Source organism: Pseudomonas sp. Z3-6 (genome assembly GCF_051131985.1).
Classification (GTDB): Bacteria; Pseudomonadota; Gammaproteobacteria; order Pseudomonadales; family Pseudomonadaceae; genus Aquipseudomonas; species Aquipseudomonas zanjanensis.
Genome location: NZ_CP071644.1, coordinates 6,027,754 through 6,047,793, shown reverse-complemented (window position 1 = coordinate 6,047,793; position 20,040 = coordinate 6,027,754). Strand labels below are relative to the sequence as shown.

At 56.4% G+C, this 20,040-nt stretch carries 16 protein-coding genes; 6 read left to right on the top strand and 10 right to left on the bottom strand.

From position 1 onward, the window contains the following. Positions 1 to 13: 13 nt before the first annotated feature. The gene (locus J3P88_RS26285) at positions 14 to 688 is read right to left on the bottom strand and encodes a hypothetical protein (protein WP_207187857.1); all 675 of its coding nucleotides are present in this window, start codon (positions 686 to 688) and stop codon (positions 14 to 16) included. Positions 689 to 833: 145 nt separating this feature from the next. Then, the gene (locus J3P88_RS26280) at positions 834 to 1,709 is read right to left on the bottom strand and encodes a helix-turn-helix transcriptional regulator (RefSeq protein ID WP_010562633.1); all 876 of its coding nucleotides are present in this window, start codon (positions 1,707 to 1,709) and stop codon (positions 834 to 836) included. A gap of 117 nt (positions 1,710 to 1,826) precedes the next feature. Here J3P88_RS26280 and J3P88_RS26275 point away from each other — a divergent pair, with 117 nt between their 5' ends. The 6 genes from J3P88_RS26275 to J3P88_RS26250 all read left to right on the top strand — a co-directional run bounded on the left by J3P88_RS26275 (position 1,827) and on the right by J3P88_RS26250 (position 8,122). Next, positions 1,827 to 2,087 (top strand): hypothetical protein, encoded by a 261-nt coding sequence (locus J3P88_RS26275; RefSeq protein ID WP_026067334.1) that lies wholly within the window; start codon positions 1,827 to 1,829, stop codon positions 2,085 to 2,087. Between the two features lie 74 nt (positions 2,088 to 2,161). Continuing rightward, the gene (locus J3P88_RS26270) at positions 2,162 to 2,992 is read left to right on the top strand and encodes an HNH endonuclease (RefSeq protein ID WP_434572459.1); all 831 of its coding nucleotides are present in this window, start codon (positions 2,162 to 2,164) and stop codon (positions 2,990 to 2,992) included. A 154-nt stretch (positions 2,993 to 3,146) separates the two neighbouring features. Further along, complete coding sequence (locus tag J3P88_RS26265) at positions 3,147 to 5,411, top strand: McrB family protein (protein WP_434572457.1); 2,265 nt, start codon at positions 3,147 to 3,149, stop codon at positions 5,409 to 5,411. 3 nt (positions 5,412 to 5,414) lie between these two features. Then, the gene (locus J3P88_RS26260; RefSeq protein WP_434572455.1) at positions 5,415 to 7,019 is read left to right on the top strand and encodes a hypothetical protein; all 1,605 of its coding nucleotides are present in this window, start codon (positions 5,415 to 5,417) and stop codon (positions 7,017 to 7,019) included. A 30-nt stretch (positions 7,020 to 7,049) separates the two neighbouring features. Further along, positions 7,050 to 7,565 carry a hypothetical protein gene (locus J3P88_RS26255; protein WP_076013779.1) on the top strand — a complete coding sequence of 172 codons (516 nt, stop codon included), beginning with the start codon at positions 7,050 to 7,052 and terminating at the stop codon, positions 7,563 to 7,565. Next, positions 7,562 to 8,122 (top strand): hypothetical protein, encoded by a 561-nt coding sequence (locus tag J3P88_RS26250; RefSeq protein ID WP_434572453.1) that lies wholly within the window; start codon positions 7,562 to 7,564, stop codon positions 8,120 to 8,122. The genes J3P88_RS26255 and J3P88_RS26250 overlap by 4 nt, the downstream gene beginning before the upstream one ends. Positions 8,123 to 8,692: 570 nt before the next feature. Here the strand turns inward: J3P88_RS26250 and J3P88_RS26245 are convergent. The 8 genes from J3P88_RS26245 to J3P88_RS26210 form a co-directional block, all read right to left on the bottom strand. Further along, positions 8,693 to 9,724: a helix-turn-helix transcriptional regulator gene (locus J3P88_RS26245; RefSeq protein WP_434572451.1), complete on the bottom strand. Its 1,032-nt coding sequence runs from the start codon at positions 9,722 to 9,724 to the stop codon at positions 8,693 to 8,695. Between the two features lie 95 nt (positions 9,725 to 9,819). Next, positions 9,820 to 11,910, bottom strand: a complete 2,091-nt coding sequence (locus J3P88_RS26240; protein ID WP_434572449.1) for an AAA family ATPase — start codon at positions 11,908 to 11,910, stop codon at positions 9,820 to 9,822. A 300-nt stretch (positions 11,911 to 12,210) separates the two neighbouring features. After that, positions 12,211 to 12,861: a hypothetical protein gene (locus J3P88_RS26235; protein WP_434572447.1), complete on the bottom strand. Its 651-nt coding sequence runs from the start codon at positions 12,859 to 12,861 to the stop codon at positions 12,211 to 12,213. A gap of 134 nt (positions 12,862 to 12,995) precedes the next feature. After that, the gene (locus tag J3P88_RS26230; protein WP_390958645.1) at positions 12,996 to 13,334 is read right to left on the bottom strand and encodes a YkvA family protein; all 339 of its coding nucleotides are present in this window, start codon (positions 13,332 to 13,334) and stop codon (positions 12,996 to 12,998) included. Positions 13,335 to 13,414: 80 nt separating this feature from the next. Then, positions 13,415 to 15,523: a dynamin family protein gene (locus J3P88_RS26225; RefSeq protein WP_434572444.1), complete on the bottom strand. Its 2,109-nt coding sequence runs from the start codon at positions 15,521 to 15,523 to the stop codon at positions 13,415 to 13,417. Beyond that, entirely contained in the window at positions 15,520 to 17,757 is a 2,238-nt protein-coding gene (locus J3P88_RS26220; RefSeq protein WP_434572442.1) for a dynamin family protein, read from the bottom strand. Before J3P88_RS26220 ends, J3P88_RS26225 begins: the two co-directional genes overlap by 4 nt. Continuing rightward, on the bottom strand, positions 17,754 to 19,511 hold the full coding sequence (locus J3P88_RS26215) for a dynamin family protein (protein ID WP_434572440.1): 1,758 nt from the start codon (positions 19,509 to 19,511) through the stop codon (positions 17,754 to 17,756). Before J3P88_RS26215 ends, J3P88_RS26220 begins: the two co-directional genes overlap by 4 nt. 71 nt (positions 19,512 to 19,582) lie before the next feature. Beyond that, positions 19,583 to 20,005, bottom strand: coding sequence for a hypothetical protein (locus J3P88_RS26210; RefSeq protein WP_058410007.1), 423 nt, complete (start codon positions 20,003 to 20,005; stop codon positions 19,583 to 19,585). Between the last annotated feature and the right edge of the window lie 35 nt (positions 20,006 to 20,040).

Below are 20,040 nucleotides of genomic sequence, written 5' to 3'. Positions count from 1 at the left end.
GATGGCGATGGGATTACGCTGCTTCACCGTTGCCGCGCTTGCTGGTGATCTTTACCGCTCGACCGAGCGCGAAGAGCACCATGTCGATGTTCACCACGAATCCAGGTTCGGCATCCTGACGCTCTTTGAAGTGCTCGCAGAGCCAGCGTTTGTAGCGTTCGATGCAGGCGACATCCTTGTCCCAGTTGATCTTCTTGCGAATGGTCTTGATCTTGGAAAAGTCTGGGTCGTTGATCTGCTCATAGAGTTCGAAGGCACGAAGCACGTGCTGATCGACAATGGATTCCGAGCGATCAGCCAGGTGCCGACCGAACTGTCTGAATACCTGGCCTGGGCCGTTAGTCAGCGATGTTGGTCTGACATCGGCTGCACCTTTGATGATGTGCGCCACCTTTTGCAGGTCGCCGTTTTTCCAAACCAGGGCGTAGAGCAGCTTTTCCAGAGGAGTTTCCAGTTTGGCGCTGAGGTCCGCATGCAAGCGAAGATCGTTGCCAACCTTAGTCATGAGGGAACTGATGTCGTGGTCCGTCAACTTCAACTGCAATTCTGGGTACTTGTTGCGGTCCATCTGCCATTTTTCCAGCAGGGGATCGGACGTCAGTATCTTTTTCAGGTCGGACACTTTGTCGGCGTTCAGTATCTCGGTGAACGTGGTTTCCACCAGCTTCAGGGCTTCCAGATTATTCAATATCGCGTTCTCTCGTGGGGTCTGATACAGAGCTTGATTCACTCGTGCGACAGATCATGTCGCACTGCGTCAGGGCTCGGTATTTTTTGGAGTCGAGTGCCAGCGGCAAGGTTGTCGCGAACAGGGCAGTCGAAAGGGACCGGTATCAGTCATACAGCCAGGGTTTCAACTCCTTTAGGTTCTCCACCACGATCTGTTGCGCCTCTGGTTTCGGGTCCATGTTCTTTGGATCAATCTGATAGCGCTGCAATACATACTTGACCAACGCCTGGCGACAGGGAATCTGCAGTCGCCCATCGACCATCCCGAAATCCTCCTGGATTATCGCTTTTTGCATCACCGTCAGACGCTCATCGGGTTTGATGATGACGTTGACTTCGCTATTCCACTGGTCGTCGTCCGAGAGGCCATTCTCGGTCTCGCCGTCCATCAGTTCAGGAACCCCACGCAGTCGGCTCAGTACAAAGTCCCGGTACTCGCGGTTTTTTTCGCAGTAGGCGCGCACATGCCAGCGCATGCCTGTGTAAACCAGCGTATGCGGTGCAATGGTTCGCCCTTCAGGTTCGGGACTGTTGAGCGAAACGTAGTCGATGTCCAGGCGTAGATGCTCCCGGCAAGCCTTGAGCAGGGGGCGCAGTATCTCGGCCTTGATCGAGCGATCAGGCACCTCCAGTACTTTGGTATGGGCGTAGGCCAACGCCAGCCCCTCGACGTGTGGCGCTCGAGCATTGTTCTGGTAAAGCAGGTGTAGGTAGGCGCTGGCGCTGTCATCGATGAACAGTGGCTTGAACTGTTTGCTCGGCACGTAACCCTTGATCTGTCGATCATATGTAAGGTTTTTAGGCGCATGCTCGGTGATGTAGGTATTGATGTCCTTGGATGCTTGCTGACGGCTGATGCCGAAGCTCTGCGTCAAGTGCACCGTGGTCAGCCGGCCTTCCCACCACGCGACGGTTTCGATCAGTCGGTAGCGAAGGGCGAGGTCCCAGCGGACTTGCTCGATGGTTTGCTTGCGTTTCATGTCGCCTCCATGTGAGTGAATACTTTACCTGTATAAGTCTACATTCTAGACGTGTCGTTTAACACTACATATCGTGACTCTGGCAAGTTTGGCGTTGACGACATGAGGGACATGTTTATGGATGGTTGGGATTGGACGGCGTCGGTAGCGATGCTGATGCTGTTGATGATCCTGCTGATGCTTTTGGTGCAGTATCTACAGACTAACAAAGCCTGGAGATTGCTCGAGCATTGGCATGCGACCACGAAGGAGCGCCAGCAGCGGCTGAGCTGGCACGCCGAAGAGAATCGCGAGTTGAAATCGGCGCTTCGGGCGGAGAAGGCTCATGTGGAGCAGTTGCAGCGCAAGGTGGAGATTCTGCAGGCTTTGCTGCCCTAGGTGTGAGGCACGAGGGCCTTGGTGCAAGGCCCCGTGATTTGGCTCCGATACGGTGTAGACATTAGGAGGAGTACATGCTCGATTCGCTGGAAATTTGCAGGCTTCTGGAAGGCAACGGTTGCAGCAGGAAGTACGAAAGAGCCTATGCGCGGGGTTATGTGCACCCGGGGCTTGAGCATCCGCTATTCGTCAAGCATTACGCCACCGGCCGAAGCGTTGGGCGCCAGCCATTGGTGCTGCATCCGGCATACCGGAAATCGGCGCATTGGGCGCAAATCAAGGCGCTGACGCGGGGAGTACCCAATGAGACTTACAAAAGTACCAGCCTGGAAGCGTTTCCGTTTGCGCCGGGCTCGACCAGCAAAACCGGAATCGCAGTCAATGTGGCTAATGTAGACGACTTGCTCAGTTTGTTTGGCGTGCTTGGCGGTGAGTTGGTGAGCATCGAGAAGCAGGTGGAAGACGAAGTCAGCCTGATTGAGCTCTTCGAGCAATCACCTACTGGGCAGCAGATCGGTACGACTGAACGTGAGGCCATCATCCGAGCACGAGTAGGACAAGGCGTCTATCGCCAGGCGCTGCTTGAGCATTGGCAAGGTTGTGCTGTTAGTGGTTTTGCGCTCGCTTCCATGCTGCGCGCTTCACACATCAAACCATGGCGTGACGCCACGCATCTGGAGCGCCTCGATCCCTTTAACGGATTGCTTCTGACACCCAACCTGGATCAAGCCTTTGACCTGGGACTAATCAGCTTTACCGAGAAGGGCGATATTGTAATTGCGCAAGCCCTGACCACTGAACTGCAACTGGCGCTTGGTATTAACCCGCAATGCCGATTGCGTAGCCTTCATGACCGTCATTTGAACTACTTGGCCTGGCATCGCGAGCACGTATTCAGCGGCTAGTGGCTCGTGTTAATCGTTTGCCTGAAAGGTGATGGGCCAGGAGCCAGTGTCACAGGCTGGATTCTCCTAGGAGGTGGTGTAACTCCGCATGCAAATATTTAGCAGAGACGGTATTGGGCGCGGTCGCCCAACAAGACAATAAGGGGCATGACTGGTGGCGGTAGATCTGAAGGATAACGCAAATCTGAAGGCAGCCTGTGAGGCGGTATTGGCTCACAATCGTGAGCTGCCTTGGTATCAGAGCTGGCTGAAAAAGCTGTCGGAGTTCCTTCGTAAAGTACAAGACGCTGATCAGGAGGAGTTTTGTAGTACAGCGTTTCAAGAGCTACTGTGGGAAAGTGAGGTCATTACAAAAACGGGTATGGGCACGGTCAATGTGTCAGAGGTGATCGCCGATCCTGGAGTCGCCGAATGCCTTTGGAGTATTCGGGCATCGCTCAAAACTAGTGATGTTCACCTTCAAGATCAGGTGCTCAAGGAAGGCTGGCGCGAGTTGAACCAACTAGTTGCTCCTCCCCTTGTGCGACGCAATCCGAGGCTTAAAAAGTATCGTCTTTTTGCAGCGTTGTGCCCAACTGAACTGACCACACTCGCTCACTACCCGAAGTTGCGTACTTTGGCTTCGTTGATAGGTGTAGGAGGCACGGAGCGTGAGCTTTCTCTGCATCGGAGTGTGCTTGAGCGCCTGGACGATGTTTTGGGTGAGCGAGAAAAAGGACTATCAATACCGACGCTGGAGCGCATGACTCTGCCTTGGCTGCTCTACATGAAATTCGTAAGGGAGCAGGAAGCCGAGGCCACGGAAATCGCAGACCCCGCTACAGGTCAGGAGCGCTTGAATCCTTTACCTGCTGAGCGCCGACGTCGCGGCATGCTCGCCATTGGTGGTGGTATCGCGACCATCAGGGCGATCATTGAGTTCGCCAAAGAGGGATGCAAGCGAGAAGATTTGGTGGAGCACATGCGCTCGATCAACCCAAGTCACGCAACTTCGAGTATCCGAACACAACTCAATTCACTCATTGCCGAATGGGGTGTTCTGCGGGCTCAAGGCGACGAAATCCATCTGACACCGCGAGGTGAGGGACTGCTAGATTCTGGCGAACCTGATGAAGTATCGGACTGGTTGCTGACCCGCGTTCTCGGGTTTGATCACATGCTCTATGCATTGCGAAGCGGCCCAATGTCCGTCAGTGCGTTGAATGACGCGTTGAGAAAGGTAAACCCCGGGTGGACCAGCGATCGAGCATTGACCAGTCTGACCTTTTGGCTGCGTGCCCTACAATTGGTCGAAACCCGTGCAGACAAACTGCAGCACCTGACCGAGCTCGGAGAGGCCTGGGCAGCGCAAATCCACTGGGAGCCCCAATCACTTACTTCAGAGCCTGGGGCTGTTTCAACCAGCGTGGTGCCATCCAGTGGCGAAGGTGTGCCGTTCGAGCGCCCTTCGCTGGAAACCATCCTGCGTAGTTTTCCCGAAGATATCGCCTTTCCGATCAGCCTGGTGGCTCGTCTTGATGCAGGACTCTGGAGTCATCCGCGCCGCCATTTTGCTGTCCTTACCGGGCTCAGTGGCGCCGGTAAAACGGTACTTGCTCGGGGTTATGCGCTGGCGTTGCACGAGGGGCAAAGCCAGCCATCAGAGGGACTGCTTACAGTCCCTGTCCAGCCTGGCTGGCATGATCCCTCTTGCCTGCTGGGTTACGTCAATCCATTGAATAGCGAGAGCTACGTGCGCACGGCATTCGTCGATTTCCTGCTTAGGGCCAGTACCGACTCCGAACGTCCATATACGGTTGTGCTGGACGAAATGAACCTGTCGCACCCGGAGCAATATCTGGCACCGCTGCTTTCGGCCATGGAGACAGGTGGCCACATTGAGCTCCATGCTCAGGATAATGATATCAGCGGCGTGCCGGCGACCATCACGTACCCGAGTAACCTGGTGATCATTGGTACCGTGAATATGGATGAAACGACACACGGCCTGAGCGACAAGGTGCTCGACCGGGCGGCAGTGATTGAGTTCTGGGAGATCGACGTTGAGGCGTTCCCCGGCTGGAAAACCAGTGCTTTGCCTGAGGCGAAAATTACCAAAGTCCGTGACACGCTTAAGGGGCTGGTCAAGGCCTTGCGCCCGGCACGCCTGCATTTCGGCTGGCGCACCATCCACGATGTCATTGGTTACATCGAGCAGGCCGGACGCGGCGGTGTGATTGATTTTGATGCGGCACTGGATCAAGCCATCTACGCCAAAGTCCTGCCCAAACTGCGCGGTGAAGACACACCTCGGGTTCAGGCTGCCTTCGCAGACTGCCGTACCTTGTTGCGGGATATGAAGCTGGAGGATTCGGCAACCAAAGTCGGCGAGTTGCTGGATGATTTGCGTTCTTTGGGTTCCGCCCGGTTCTGGCGCTGAAACATGGCGATTATCCGATGCGTTGACAAACAAGGCAGCATGTTTACCGCTAGCCCCGAAGCCTTGACTTCGGGCTTCATGGAGCGCGGCACTTATTATTTCGAGATTGTCCCCGAGTCCCGCTTGTTTGTTGATGATGAACCGTTGGAAAGCTCGCGCCATGAGGCATTTGATGCATGGCGATGGGAGCCGGGTTTTTATGCGGGCAAAGTCGTCGCTGAGTTGATTGATACTGAAGGCAAGGTTTTAGCGACCTACCACTTTGATGTGGCTCCGGATCAAAACAAGCTCGGCGAGACTTCGTTTGCCGCGATGTTCGACGAGCTCCTTGCCTTCGATATACGTTTGCTGATGGGCAACGAGTACGCCCGGTTGGAGGTGGGGCGGGAAGGTCTGACCAGCAACCCGCACCTGCAATATGCCCGACTGAAACGTTATGGCCCGGCGTTGTTGTCAGCGTTTACCGAAGTCTTGCGCAAGCCGCTGACACGGCTGCACCGAGAGCGAACATTACGGCCAGCGCATCAATTGCGTCGTATTGATCGCCAGACCCTGCGACGCGCCTTGCAAGACCCTGCGGCGACGGCGTTGCTCTATAACCTCGAACCGGCCAATACCAGCGGTGAGGTGTTGCACTTTGATGTGCCCACTGTGTTCGAGGACCTGGATAATCCGGCCAATCAGGCGCTGGCTGTTGTCCTTGGCGAAACCCTGCGACGCAGCCGATACGTCATTGCCGCCTTGCAAAAGATCATTGATGGGGAGGGCGATACGGGGGCTCGCTCCGCGTTGACTCCTCGGCTTGGACGGCGGATTGAGTTCCTCGAAGGCTTGCACAGTGACCTTCGTAGAATTCAACGCAGGGAGCCGTTCTGCTCTCTGCGCCAGCCTCGAATTTCCGCTGCCGGGCTCAACGCGGTTTCCGCTCATCCTGCTTACGCTCGGGCCTATCGTCATGGATGGTACGTGCTGCGCCCTGGTATTGACGGCAGTAGCGAGGGAGAGCGCTTATGGATCAGCCCGACATGGGAGATATACGAGCGTTGGTGCTACCTCCAGGTGGTGGCCATGATGAAGTCGATCTATCCCGACCTGCAGTGGCGTGATCGTTGGCCCGGGACGAGTCTGGACTACATACGTTGTACCGGGCGAGGTATCGATACACAGGTCGATGTATGGCTGCAGGTACATTGCCCAGCGTTCGACCGGCCAGCTAGTCACGGATTTTCCAGCATTTCCGGGGCGCGTTACCCCGACATTGTTGTCACCGTGGTAAGCCCGGCGGGGAGCTCGCTCCTTGTGATGGACGCCAAGTACCGGGTTGAGCGCAAGTGGGTGCTGGAGGGCATGGTGTCTGCGCATTTGTACCGGGACTGCTTGCGCTGGAAGGGCCGCAAGCCGGATTTATCGATATTGCTGGTGCCTCGTGCAGGAGGTGCTCCCTTGTTGGAGACGATGACGTACCAGAAAGCCAATGGGGTTGGCGTCGCGGTGCTGAGCGTTGAACACAACGGATTGCAAGCAGTGTTAAAACTCTTTGCAAGGGGCTGCACAGATTCAGAATCAGTAGAGCTTCCTAGGGCCGCAACTCCTTTGCCACTGAACTGAAACTTACGTAACGCTCAAAAAGGAAGCGCAATGACAACAATAATTACAAAGGCCCAAGCCGAGTTGGAGCTTGCACTCATGCAAGCCGAAAGTGATTCCATGGCCAGCAGCGATCTTTATATCTGGTTGCGCGAATGCGGACTGTCGCCCGAAATCGCCGTCCGAGTCAAAGAGCTGCTCAACGTGACTCAGCGCATCGGTAACAAGGTTGTTTCCATCGGCAAGCTGATCGTAATGAAGTTGCGCGACTTCATTACGGCGCATAAGAATCTGGCCATTGGCACCGTGTTGGGTGCTGCTATCGCTTCGCTGGTCGCTGCGATTCCGTTGCTCGGTTCGATATTGGCGCCATTGGGGGCACTGCTTGGCGTGACGATCGCGGCCACCGGTCATCAACGCGATAAGCATCCGGACCGGAACGGCAGAGGGGTGAGCCTGGAGGAGCTTCCGCAGAACCTGATCGAAATGGCCCGGACGTACTTTGATCTGTTCATTGAGACGCTCCAGATCATCATGGCTGAATTTTCTTCGGCGAAAACATCATGAGTCGGCCACCGAAGGTCAGCAAAAAGCAGCTGCTCAAGGTCATCGATGAGCTTGAACGAGCCCCCCAAGACCGTGTTCGCATCCTGGGGGAGGTGGGCATCAGCACGCTCGGTATCGGCCTCGGTGCCGCCGCAGCTGGCACTGTGGCGGGTATCGCGGGTGCGACCAGTATTCCGGTCCTCACGACGGCCGCGGGTTGGGTCGGTGTTACTGCCGTGGCGGCAACGCCACTAGGCTGGGCTCTCGGCGTTGCGGCGGCCGGTGGTGTTCTGGCCTACGGCGTCTCGCGCTGGATTCGAGGCGGTGCGATGTCAGAGGGGCGCAAGCAGGAATTGTTGTTGGTCTACCAGGAGCGGTTGGCCGAGATGGAGGCCAAGGAGCGCATGGGGGCGGTCACGCTGTTGGACAAGTGGGGTTTTATTTCGTCACTTCGTGAGGTGATCGAGAAAGATGTCATCAGTGCCGATAAGGCGCTACGGCTGATCGAGGCGGTGGAAGGCGGAAAGTTGGCGTTGCCTGAGGCTTATCGATTGGTCAATGGGCTCTTGCTAGAGTAGTGCGCGGGGGGGGGGCAGTCCTCAGCAAAGCACCGATGAGTCATCCGATCACGACACGTTTTGTCGCGCTTCGCCCTCATGCTCGCCTCATTAGCAGGACGAATGTTTTACACCGAACCGCTTGAGTCAGGCAACCATAAGGGACCGCAGCATGAAAAATCTGTTTGCAATTGTTGGCGTCATCGTCGTTGTAAAAAAAGGCTACGAGTTCTTCCGTGAATACAACGAGATGAAACAGGAACTGGACAAACGAGCCGGTGATTCGGCCTGACGCCGTGCAGCGTCGACGATTTCATTTTTCTACGACTGACGGGTTATCTCCATGCCTTGGCCGCCCCATCCCTTCACATTCACCTGCCCCCAATGCCACTGGAAAAAAACAACGGTGCCGCCCAGCGATGCGCTGCGTGAGGGGATCGACTGGTTTTCCAATTGCCCCTCATGCCGACACACTGCATTGGATGTACGGCTGGCTTCTCGGCTGGAAATTTTCAAGGCCAGGCTGGCGCGACCGTTTCGCTAGAACCCGCAAAGTGCATTGATCCGCCAGGCTGGAGCCCTCCTGGCGAGTTACACCAGGCTCGCCTTGCCTTCCTCATGCTCATACGCTGCAGCCGCCCGCCGCAATGTGTCTCCCATCTGCTGGCGCAACTCCGGCGGTTCCCGCACGACCAACGAATCACCTAAAGACAAAATCCACCAGTGCAGCTGCCAGGTATTGTTGACGGTCGCCTGCACTTGAAAACCATCCGACAGCGCCTCCAGCACCATGTCCGTGCTCAAGGGCGTTTCACGAATCATCCTTGCCTGGTGTTCGCTCACCCAGGCCTTGAGCCGGATCTTCACCGGTTTGCCAAACTGCAAGGCGTCGGTGGCCAGGTAGGTTTGCAGGTCGAACGTCTCCAGCCCTTGGCACGGAGTTTCAAGTACCGTTACCGCGCGAAAGCGATGCACCGCGAACTGACGGACATCGGTATAGGGCGCAGCGGTGGCGATGAGATAGGTGATCAGCCCACGCTGGACAATCGCCAGGGGGTTGAGAGTCAGTTCACTGAGTTTGTCGGTGTGTGCCGAATAGTACTGACAATGGACTTGCTGTTCGCTGATCAGGGCGTGTTGCAGTGCTTCCAGCGTTTCTGCCTGGATTTCCGGCGCTCGAAGATTGAAATCCGGTCGAACGCTCGCCACTTTGTCGGGCCAGCGGGCAGCGGGGTTGCCGTCTTCGAGGCCTTTGAGTTTTTGCCGGGCATGTTCGAAACGCGGTTCCAGCACGCTCAACATGCTGCCCGGAAGTAGCGGGCGCACGGCATCTTCGACCAGCGCCAGACTGACGGCTTCAGTCAGGGTGATGCCCTGCAACTCGACGCTCACGCCCGGCTTCCAATACCAACCGAAGGGCGTTCCACCATCGTTGCAATGCAGCGGAAACACCAGAGACAGATCGCGCAGGTCACGCTCGATGCTACGGCGACTGATGGAGTAGCCTGCGCTCGTCAGGCGGGTCAGCAACTCACTCACTGTGATACCGGGAGCGCGTTTGGGCAGCTGTTGCAGCAGCTCCCATTGACGGCTCAGTGCGGTATGGGTCTTGGCTGAAGGCAAGAGAAATCATCCTTGTCGTGTTGATGCGGGTCTGTGGTTCGCGAATTTGCCGGGTTGTCTGCCTATCGGCGACAACCCGGCAACCTTTAGTCTGGTTAATGCATGAAACCGATGGGGCGCTGCTGCCCGACGGATTTGAGTCGGCACTCGGCCAGCAACGCCCCCGCCAACTCGTCGGCAGTGGCGAATGGCTTGAAACGCCCTCGGCGCGCAACTGCCGCAAAGTCACCCGGGGTCAGACGCGCCTCACTTCGCAAGCGATTGGCTGCGCTGTGCTGCGGGTCTTTCAGTGCCAGCGTTTTCAAGTGTGCGGCAAACAACGCCTTGGCCTGGGCTGGGGTCAGGTAGCCGAAATGAACCTTCAGATCAAAGCGCCGCAAGGAGGCTTCGTCCAGATCGCGAATCAGGTTGGTCGATGCAATGAACAGCCCTTGATAGCTCTCCATTTGCGTGAGCATTTCATTGACCGCGGTCACCTCCCAACTCTGTCGCGCCTTGCGCCGGTCCTGCAAAAAGCTGTCAACCTCATCGAGCAGCAGCACCGCGCCTTCCTGTTGCGCGCGTTCGAAGGCGCCCGCCAGATTCTGCTCCGTCATTCCGACATAGGGTGAAACCAGGTCGGAGACGCGCTTGATCATCAGTGGCTTGCCCAACTCTTGCGCCAGCCATTGGCCAAACGCCGTTTTGCCCGTGCCGGGCGGACCGTAGAAGCACAGGCGTGCCTGGGGATGGACGCGCAGTCCATCAACCAGACCGTCAAGCGCGTGGTCGGTGTTGATCCATTGTGGAGAATAGAAGGTGGGCAAGCCGCTACCGCCGTCATGTTGCAACTTCTCGAGGCCCTGTGCTTTCAGCGTGCCGTCGACGATGCAACGGATCGTCGTGTCCAGCGTCTTGCTGGCACGGTTTCCTACGCTGCGGCCTACTCGCACGGCTCGCTCCAGCACCGCCGGTGTCACTTGTTCATGGGCACTGAGGTGCTCGATCAACTGATCACTCAACTTGCCCCCGCCACACTCACGCAGCATCTGCTTGCGCTGCGCCAAGGGTGGGTTGGGGATTTCGATCACTAGATCAAAGCGACGTATATGTGCCGCATCGATAGCTTCAATGCTGTTGCTCAGCCAGAAACACGGTAGCGAATTCTCCTCCAGCATGCGATTGATCCAACCCTTCTGCGAGCGACTATGAGCGTCCGTGCTGGCGGTTTGAAATATGTCTTCGATCTCATCCAGTACGAGCAGGGCCCGTTGCGAGCGCAGCACGCTATTGGCTGCACGCAGGGAGCACAGGCGCTGTTTTGCATGCACGGGGTCGCCATCGCTGTCCGTGCAGGCCACCTCATAAAGCGCGCTGTTCAGGCACTTGGCGAGCAGTCGACTGAGCTGGGTCTTACCGGTGCCTGGCGGGCCATAAAACAGAATGTTCACGCCTTGACGGCCCTGGGCCAAGGCTTTGGCCAGGTAGCGTTCAGCGATGTTCAGTGGCTGTTTGATGTGTCGGTAGTGCTCCAGGCTCAGGCTGCCTGGCGGACTCAGGCGGAAGGCATAAGCAAACAAATCCAGTGATGTGCCTTTGCTGAATCGCAGCAGCCCGGGAAGCTCCTGATTGCTCACCGTTAACATCGAGCTCAGTGCTGTCGAGGCGCGGGAATTGCTTCCTACCTCCAGCAACCCCGCTCGAATCAGTGAACTGTTACTCGCCAGGCACGCCTCGACCTCCTGGAGTTGCAGACCCAACAGTACCGATAGAACCTTCATGGAACGGTTGAACCCCACCATGCCCAACTGATCGGTAGCATCACTCAGTACCGGATCGATGTGCATCAGCACGCAGAAGCCGAGTACCCGTAACTCTGCCTCTCCCAACCCTAGTAAAGATCCCAATGCTTCAAGATTGCTCCCCAGGCGATCCGGGTAGGGTGTCTCCGGATGACGCGCCCCGAAGACGCGCGCGGCTCGACGCAAGCCCAACAACGCAAGGGGTGGGCTGTACTCGTCCCGGTCCACCCATTTGCCCATGCCAAGCTCACGGGCCAGGTCATCATCATTGAACCCGTGTCGACTGATTAAATTTCGATGCCCCCCCAGATCCAGCAGCAATTGGAAGCTCCACTTCAGCGATAGTGCACAAGTGTCGGCAGCGCGGCGGCTGTCGTGGGCGAAGGGGGTGAGGCGGGTTCCCATGCTGAATGTCCTGATGCTGTGGAGGTGACAGGATGGGATGAGGGGTGGTCAGAATGTGTCGTGGTAATAGTGGTCAGTGAAGATTCAGGCCCGACACAATCTGTCGTGCCTGAGTTTTAGTCTGGAATCCACAAAATGGACCAGAGAGAATTGGGCAATGCTAAAGAGTGTACTGGCAACCGTGGATTTGGTCGTGGTGCTCAAAAAGAGCTTTTATCTTTACCAGAAGTACAAGCAAATGGAGCGAGAGAACGATGTTTGGCGTAAGGCCGCCAGTGACAGGGATTGATTGTCCCGATCTCAAGCCTGCACGACCGGATAGCATGCGTCACCCCAGAGCGTGTCGGGATTTTCCAGCATCAGATGGATGATTAACGGTACCAGCTTGCCGAGCAGTTTCCCGCAATCGCGCAATTGTGGTCGGTTGATACTGCTATCCCAGGTCGCCCCGCCGTGCATGATCTGATTGCGCAAGGTGTAGATGCGATTGAACAGCACCGCGAGTACTTCGGCAGTATCGCGTTGTGCCAGGGCGGACTGTGCTCTGCGTCGGCCGTCGGCGAAACGTTCGCTCCATTGTTGTTCGGTGATCTTGCCGTTCTGGTGATCCCAGAAGCTCTGGAAAACGTATGGATTATCTAGCAGCACGCGGATGCTTCCGGAAAACTCGGACCATACCAGCGTCTCTATCTGCCGCTCGCGATCCAGATTGCAAAGCTTGCGCAGAAAGGCTCGGAAGGTTTCCTGCTCCGATAGCCGATAGTTCTCGTCAATGTCAGTGGCGTAAGCGGCGTTGAAGGCAATCCACAGAAAAATGAAACGACCGTCGGGATCATCAGCTTGTTCAGCGCGTTGCAACCAGCTCAACGACCGGTGCACACGTAATGTCAGGTTGACGTGATGGTTGTCGCGTTCAAGCCGGTGACGTGCCTTGAGGGTTTGGTAATCCATGAGGCTGACTCTTCTGGAAGGATGGTATGGGGTGGCTCATGGTTCAGGACCAGCCGATGGCGGCAGACGCTGCACCTGCTCATGTTGAAGCCTTGCTCCCCCGAATGGGACCTAGAGCAAGGCTTCCCCTCAAATCAGGAAAACCACTGCTTCAATGTTTCCTTCGCCTTAGCCACGTGTTCGGCTTTGATATGGGTAGCGGTCGCTGCCAACGCTGCGCACAAAACACCGATGTCGTCGGAATAGCCCACGATTGGCGTGATGTCGGGTATGACGTCGATCGGAGAGATAAAATAGCCGAGCGCACCATAGATGGTGGTTTTTGCCCAGGTCGGGGTATCTGAGTCGGTTGCGGCGTAGTACATCTTCAACGCCGGTTCCAGTGCTGCCTCGCCGGCGGATTTCGCATAGTTTTTTACTTTGTCCCAGAACGAGTCGTCTGAGTAATCCTTTTCAAATGCGCTGTCTGACATGGTTTGCTCTCTACGGTTTTTTGGTTTTGACGATGTGTGTGATTAGTAGGGGCGTTGGGGCGGTTTTCGCCTAACCGGCTTCACACCTCTGTTTCAGGTATTTCCGCGGTCAGCCGAACCGCATCGCTGAAGGCCTCGAACAGCCGTCGTGATTCCTTGAGCCAGCGCTCCAGAGGCGCGATGTCCAGCTTATTGTCGAGCTTGTCGATGGGGCCGAGCATTCGCTCGTAGACGTCCTTGCCACCAATTTCCAGGCTGTCGAGCCGAAGTCCGTTAATGGCGGTTTTTTGCGCGCGCATCGTGGCGATATCCGCCTGGATGGCATCGTCATACATCGAGAAAACCTCCCGCAGCCGCCCATCGAGGTGCTGTCGCGCATCACCCTGCTGGTTGATCTGGGAGAAAAACTCCAGCAGCGGCACGTCGCGATAAGCCACCTCGTTGCGCAGGGTGGAGCTGTACGCGCTGATCCCGACAACCGAAATTCCCTCCGATTGCAGGATGTCCTGGACCTCATCCATGACGTACTCAATGTCGTCTTCGGACTTGAGGTCGGCCTTGGTCAAAACGATATAAACCGACCGCTGCTCGACGCCGATCTGTTGGATAAAGTCCAGGTCTGAGTCAGGCACCGTGCCGTTGGAATCGAGGCCGATCAGCCAGATGATCGCGTCAGACTGCTGCGCAAACTGGATGGCGGTGCGTTTGTCACCCTGGCTGTGTTCTGCCGCCGTCGCCGGTGGGTTATAGCCTGGGGTATCGATGAAGCAGATGTCGCGGAAGTATTCAGGGTTCATCTGAACACCCACGCACATGAATGGCATCAAGCTCTTCAAGTCGAAGCTGAAAGAGTTGATGAAGGCGTGGGAAATGCTTTTGTAGAAATCCACATCCAGGTTGATATGGCCGCCGTTTGCGGAGTAGCCGCGAATCATCCGCTTGTCAGTCGCCAGCACGTAGCTAGGGATTGCGGTAACTGGCTGCATGCCGACTGCCAGGCGCACGTCTGGATCACGGATGAAACTGTTGATGAACTCGGACTTGCCGCTGCTGAAACCACCGACAATGCCGACGATGGTGCGCTCATGAACGTCTGGAAAGCCTACGAGCAAGGCCAGTTCCTGCTGGATCGACTGCAACATTGTGAGGGCCTTGGCTTCGGCGGCCAGGGACGATTCATTGTCTGCGAACACCATGTAATCGTTCGCCAGCAACTCTCTGAAACGGGCCAGGCCAGCACTTTCCCGAGGGCGAGCGGCGAGCAGCCGGGAGATGAGCTGGAAGCGCGTCCAGGTGTCCCCATGGCGTTGATTCAACGCCTGAAATTCGTCCGCCAACTGAGAGTGCTGTTGTTGTTCCTCTTCATGGAGCTGTTGCAGTGTTTCGTGCGCCTTGAGGCTTGCTTGCAGCTCCAGGCGCATCTGTTCCAGCGTCTGCTCAAGAGCCTGGCGTTGCGACTCTACGGTGTGGCGTTCCTGTTCGAGTCGGGCATGTTGCATCGACAGGCTGTCGAAGCGCTCGCGCGCCTGTTCCTGATCGCGCTGATGCTGGTCAATGGCCTCTTCCAGCGACTGCTGCACACCTTCGAGTGCCTGCCGGGTGTTGGTCATCTCTGCAGCGGTGCTGGCTTGTCGTTCGGTCAGTTGCCCGTGTTCGGCTGTCAGTGTTTCAAGGCGTTCCAGGGTGTTCTGGTGCTCTTGGGTCAGTGCCTCGTGTCGCTGATCCGCCGCCTTGAGCGCGTCGGCCCCGGCTTGCAGCTCTAGACGTGCTTGCTCGAGGTTGTGTTCGAGGACCTGGCGAGCCTCCTCAATGCTGTTACGTTCCTGCACCAGTTGTGCATGCCGCATTGACAAGGTGTCGAAGCGCAGCCGCGCCGTTTGCTGGGCGTTCAGATGCTGAGTATTGGCCTGCTCCAGCGACTGCTGCACCCCGTGCAAGGCTTGCCGGGTGTCAGTCAGCTCGGCGGCGGTGCTGGCCTGGCGCTCGATCAGTTCCCCGTGGTCGGCAGTCAGAGTCTCTAGACGCGCCACTGTTCCCTGATATTCGCGGGTCAATGAGTCGTGCTGATCATCCGCAGCCTGGAGCGTTTCGAACACGCCGTCACGAAGCAGCTTGCGACGCCGGATGAACAATTGGCCGAGTTTATCCAGTTGAGTCATCAGTGCCGGAGGAAACAGTTCAGTCTTCATGCCGCCTCCAGTTCCTTGGCCATGCGTTGCAGGCGGTCCAGGGTCAGAAGAGCATTTTCGACCTGTTCTTCCAGCTGTTCCATCCGCGCCTGCATATCCTTGAAAAATGCATTGCCGTAGGAGGATGGAAGCTTTTCAGTAACGTCACTCTTCAAGTGACGGATCTGTTGTTTGGCCTGTCCCTTGAGTTTGTCCAGAAGATGCTTGGCCTCGTCGAGGAATTCACGTGCCTCGTCGCCCAGCAGATGAGTACCGGTGCGTTTGAGCTTGCGTAACTCATGGTTGTTTAGCTCAAACGCCGGAATCACGAAACCTGACACCAGACCTTGGCTGGTGTGGATGATAAGTGCCGGATCCATTTCGTCGCCAAGATGACGTCTGGCTGCCGTGGTCGACTCCCTGATGAGTTTCTCGCGGAACTCGTCGGTCAGTGATTTACTGGAGGCTTTAAGGGTATCTCCCAGGCCTTCGGCGAAATCCTCAAGTGCTGTATATACCTTGCCCCAGAACAGTTTGAATTCAGTGTAATAACGGGTTTCAAGACCACCACCCCACAACCAGTTCGCTGCTTTTGCGGCGAGACTATCGCGCACCTCCTCCTTTTTCTCTGTTTTTTCATGCACCGACGCATCTACTGCCGTCTGCGTGGAGCCATAGGCTTTCTCCAGCTTTTTGGACAGGACCACTTCCAATTGTTCGCGAAACTCTTCGACGCATTTGTTCAAGACGCCATCAAGCTCGTAGGTGCCCACTACCATCAGACTGTCCAGCTTGCGCCGCTGAGCCTTCAGGTCCTCAATATCGGCATTGCGGACTTCCTGATATTTGGCCTGAGTAAAGTTCAGCAAGTCGGCCCGGAAAGCTTCCAGTGCCGAGGACTTGGCGCGAATGAGCTCCTCGCGTCGCTCTTCGATAATGCGGTCCTTCTGCGCGCGGACACTGTCCAGCACCGCCCGCAGCGCTTCGGTGTTGGCCAGCAGGTCGAGATTGCCTCGGCAACGTTCAGCATGCTCCGGCGTAAAGAAGTCAGGGTAATTCGCTTGAAGGTTTTCCCACGCCTTTTGCTCGCCGCTGTCCCATTCGTTCTGTTGGTCAAAACGTACCGAAAGGCTGTGGCACATGCCTGAGGTATGCAGGACCTTGCCGGCACCTTTATCAATTAAGTTGTCGAAAGTCGCACCGATCTCCGGATGCTGGACCTTCAAACGTTGCAGGGTATCGACCATGTGCACGCTGAGCGTCTGGGTGATCTTGTCCAGCGATCCCTGAAGCGTGGGTTGGCGCGTGTCGCTGCCATACAGCTGGTTATCGACCTGACTGGCGATCAACACCAGTTCCTGGACACCCTCTTTCTGGGTGATCCGGCTCATCATCTCGATGTCCTGCTCACTGAGAAACTGGCCGGCAGGGCTGACGATAAAGACCACATCGCAATTCTTGAGCAAGGCTGTCGTACGTTCTTCGCGGGACTGCACAGGGTCATTCAGGCCCGGGGTGTCAATGATGCGCACGTTACGCAACGAGTCCAGCGGCAGGAAGATATCGACACTTTTGGTCAACGGCATGTAGTTGCCGCCGACGCCGACATAGTCCAGCAGCTTGTCGGCCAATGACTGAGCATCAGTTGCCTGCAGGCGGCCCAGGCTGTCGAGGGATCTGAAATCGACATCGGAGCTGCGAATGCTCTGCCACTGGTCATGGGCAGCCGCCAGCGCATGTTCCCCTTGCAGGGCTCGCCGGGCAGTTTTCTCGACGTCAGCATGGAACTGCTCGTCTTCTACGTGTCGGCCACTGCGCTGACGGCGCTGGCTCAGCGTTTCGTAGGCGCGAGACTTTTCTTCGCGAAGTCGTTGCTCGTAACGCAGGGCGTTTTGCTCGATATTTTCCCGATCAGCCGCGCTGTAGAACTGAACCTCGGCCCCGAAGGTGTCGCCATGGGTCAGGGTGGTCAGCGCAGCGGTCATCGGGGTGGCAGCCCTTGGCAGAATCGCATGACCGTCGAAGATCAGAGCGTTGAGCAATGAAGACTTGCCGGCTTTGACTCGACCCACGACGCCGATCTGCAGCAAACGATTCTCTTCGACTAATTGGCTGAAGGCTTTGTCCAGGTCTTCGGTGCTGTCTATGGCGTGCTTGCGCAGCCATTGAGCGATGTCTTTTTCCAGCTCAGGGTTGTACTTTTCCATCCATTGATGGAGGCGTTGGTTCAGATCCAGGACGTGTTGTGCGTTCATTGCTGCGACTCGTAGAGGGCTTGTTTGGCGAGTTGTTGCAGTTGCTCTCTGGCGCGGGTCAGTAGCGCGATCTGATGCTCGGCCGCCTCGGCATCGTGATTGCGGCTGGCGACCAGTTCATCAATGAGCTTCTGTTTTTCACCGATTTCGCGCTCGAACTCCACGCTGACTTGAGTCACCAGCACTTCCATCTGTTCGGCGAGCAGGAGCGGCAGTCGATCCCGCAACTCGCGTTTAACCGAAGGAATGATTTCATTGGTCACTTTCTGGCGGAGTTGGTCACGCTGACGCCCCTCATTAAGGAAGGACAGAATCTGCGGAAGAAAGATGATGGCCAGTTCGATCAGTGGATTGACTACGGACGTAGTGACTGCCAGCACGGTGGCGAGACCTTGATAGCTCACTTTGGGTAGCGGGTTTCCGTCCTTCCAGCCACTTTCTTGTTTCAGTCTTTCCAGTTCGTTTGTATTGCGTGCGGCCAACGATTTGCTCCAGTTGCCCAGGGCCTCTCCGGTTTTTTGCAGGGTGCGGTTGATCCTGTCGGTGATCTGCTCCAGCCAGTTGGGATCATTGCTGAACTGGCCCATGCTCTTGCCCAGGTCACCCACGGCTTGCGCAAAGTCGGTGACGACGGAGCGACTGAGAATGTCCATCTGCTCCTTAATGGTGCGGGTCATCGAGCTTCGGACTACTTCGGATACGATCCGCGAAAAAGCTTCCTGATTACCCGCCAGACCGGCGCTGACCAGTTCCGACTGCGCGTTATCAAGTTCACGGCCGACCGCGTTGAGGCAGGTGTCGACGGCGCGGTCCAGCTGCTTGTCGCGCAGGTCTTCAAGAATGCCGTCGCGCTTGCGCTCGATCTGCCGAATACCATTGGCCAGCTCGCTCAGGGCATGTTGATTTTCGGCCTGGTTCTTTTTCAGCGAGGTCAGCGCAAGGTTGATGTGGTTAAGCAGTGAATGGGTCAGATCTTTCAATCGATCTTCAAACACCTGGCGAACGATTTGTTCGGGTTGCAGGCGCGCAAGCACTTCGACCAGTTGGACATCTCCGTCGAGTCCTACCTTGACCAGGGGGCGCGTGTCGACAAAGTTGATCCGGATCTGCTCGTCGATCAGTTCCGCGACTTCTTGCACTTGCTCGTCCGAGCGCAGGTTGACCTTGTTCAGCAGGAAGGTGAAATCACGCCCGTAAGTCTGCAGGTCATCCAGTTGACGCAACATCGACTGAGTGATGTTGCCGTCTTCCACGCTGGTCACCACGATGAAGTGCACGCCGCGGGGCAGATAGTACGCGATTGCTTTGTTGTGGTTGGCCAATGAGGAGCCGAACCCGGGCATGTCAACCAGCACCAGTGAGGGCGAGGCTTTGAGTCGCGGGTTATCCAGGTACAACTGAAGGTGGGTGAATTCGTTGGCGCGAGTCTTGATACCGGCAAGAGCGCTGACGTCCAGGCGCTCACTGCTGCCATCCAGGCGAATGGCCAGGAGATGCGGGTCATTGCTGTAGCGCAACTCAGTGGCCAACTCGGTTTCGGGCGTCAGGCCTATACCCAGGACGTTTTCGCCAAGGAAAGCGTTCAGCAAGCTGCTCTTGCCAGCGCTGAACGCACCAATGACGGGGACGAGCAGTTCGGTATGTTCGATATCGTTCTGCAGCTGCGTCACTTCATCGGGCTGGATCGAGGTTTCTACAATGAGCGGCAGGATGGATTTCAGATAGTTGAGGTAGGTACTTTGGGTTTTCAACATGATCAGTACGAATCCTTGCGTATATCAAAAAAAGTTTATGGGCATCGTTGTGGGTGAGGGGCTCCAGTCGTTCACAACTTGAGCTCCCTCCATTCATAGCCGTTGTATTTCTCCCAGACTGCGCCGTTCTCAAAGTGCAGGTACACCCGCCACTCATCCGGATTGACCTGGATTTCTCCACCAATACGGGCGCAGTTACCGAACTCTGAGCGTAGAAAGCTCTCCAGTTGCTGATAAAACGCATCGGGCAACCTGGAGCTGCCGGAGACGTAGCAAGACGATCCATTGGCAAAAAGGCTGCAGGGTTGAACGCTTGACCATAGCGTCGCCGTTGCCTGGTCTGGATGTTTCTTGCTCCAGTCCAGAGCGAACCTGTGTAGCAGGACATGCCAGTTTCCGTCGGCGTACTCACCTTCAATCCCCCACATGTCGATGGCCAGGAACAAGGTGGGCTGCTTCGAGCGTTTCTGCGACGGATAGAAGGACTCATGCATGGGAATATCTCTCGCTGGTTTAGAGGTAAAACAAG